The organism is Actinocorallia longicatena, assembly GCF_039534125.1.
In the GTDB taxonomy this organism is placed as follows: Bacteria; Actinomycetota; Actinomycetes; order Streptosporangiales; family Streptosporangiaceae; genus Actinocorallia; species Actinocorallia longicatena.
This window is the reverse complement of the sequence record NZ_BAAAUV010000074.1, coordinates 1-1,454: the sequence shown is the minus strand read 5'-3', so window position 1 is coordinate 1,454 and position 1,454 is coordinate 1. Positions and strand designations below refer to the sequence as shown.

At 66.0% G+C, this 1,454-nt stretch carries 2 protein-coding genes; both read left to right on the top strand.

Translation table 11 applies throughout. From position 1 onward, the window contains the following. The first annotated feature begins 167 nt into the window (after positions 1–167). Positions 168–1,052, top strand: a complete 885-nt coding sequence (locus ABD785_RS41120; protein WP_344840335.1) for a carbohydrate ABC transporter permease — start codon at positions 168–170, stop codon at positions 1,050–1,052. Continuing rightward, positions 1,049–1,454 (top strand): ABC transporter permease family protein (locus ABD785_RS41115; RefSeq protein WP_486303558.1); only part of this gene is annotated, 406 nt, incomplete at its 3' end. The genes ABD785_RS41120 and ABD785_RS41115, both read left to right, overlap by 4 nt.

The window sequence follows — 1,454 nt, the reverse complement described above, 5'->3', positions numbered from 1 at the left end:
GTGAACTCCGCGCAGGGCAAGTTCTCCGGTGATGGTGACGTCGCCGGTTTCCAGAGTGCCCTCGTCGCCGCCGCGAAGCAGTTCGCGGTCAAGTGACGGTCACCGACACGACCGGCCGGGCTCACACGAGCCCGGCCGCACGGCCCCGGCGCCGCACCAGCGCATCCATGCGCAGGTGGGGCCCGGGGCTTCTCCTGCTCCTGCCCTCCCTCATCCTGCTCGCGGTCTTCGTCTACGGCCTCATCGCCTGGACGATGAAGCTGTCCCTGAGCGATGAGCATGACGCCCTCGGCAGTAAGGGTTTCGTCGGCCTGGACAACTTCACCGCTCTGTTCACCGACGACATCAACGACCGGTTCGTGCACTCCCTGCGGAATCTGGCCGTCTTCACCGTCGTGTTCATGGCCGGGGCGCTGTTCATGGGCCTGTTGTGGGCTCTGCTCCTCGAACGCGGCGCCCGCGGTGAAGGCTTCCTGCGCGCGGTGTACCTGTTCCCGATGGCGGTGTCGTTCGTCGCGTCGGGGGTGGTGTGGCGGTGGCTGATGAACTCCGGCACGGGGGATTCAGCGGGCGGGATCAACGCGGTCTTCGAGGGGCTTCATCTGGGTTTCCTGGAGAATCCGTGGTGGACCCATCCCGACTGGGGGATGGCCGCGATGGCCCTGCCCGCGATCTGGCAGCTGTCGGGCTATGTCATGGCCCTGTTCCTGTCGGGATTCCGTGGCATCCCGGTCGAGTTGCGGGAGGCCGCGGCCGTGGACGGCGCGAGTACCTACCGGTTGTACCGGCATGTGCTGTTCCCGCAGCTGACCCCGACCGCTCTGTCGGCGTTGATCATTCTGGGGCACATGTCGATGAAGATGTTCGACCTGATCATGTCGGTGTCCGGAGCGCAGTGGAACACCGAGGTCCCCGCCGTCTATGTCTGGCAGACCCTGCTGACCAGCGACTACGCCAAAGCCGCAGCGATCTCCGTGATCCTGCTGCTCCTCGTCGCCCTCGTGATCGTCCCCTACCTGATCTACAACAACCGGGTGGAGCGCCGCCGATGACCACGACCATCGAACGCCCGGGCACCACCGGCAGCACGGGCGGAACGCTCAACCGCCGGTCCCCGGCCGGCCGCGCCCTCACCTACGGGCTCCTGCTGTTCTTCCTCATCATCGTGCTGATGCCCGCCTACGTCCTCATCGTGACGAGCTTGAAGTCAGGCCGCGAGATCGGCGTGAACGGACAGTGGAGCCTCCCCGAACAATGGACCCTCACCTCCTGGGAGAAGGCCTGGACGTCGCTTCGGCCCTCGTTCTTCCGCACCTTCGAACTCGCCGTCCCCGTCGCCCTCATCTCCTCCCTCCTCGGCGCCGCCAACGGATTCGTGCTGTCCCGCTGGCGCTTCCCCGGCGCCGACATCGTGTTCACCCTGATCCTGTTCGGCATGTTCATCCCCTACCAAG

Bases quoted from the DNA above. Each gene is read 5' to 3' on its own strand.
- ABD785_RS41120 (WP_344840335.1), top strand. From the start codon at position 168: ATGCGCAGGTGGGGCCCGGGGCTTCTCCTGCTCCTGCCCTCCCTCATC.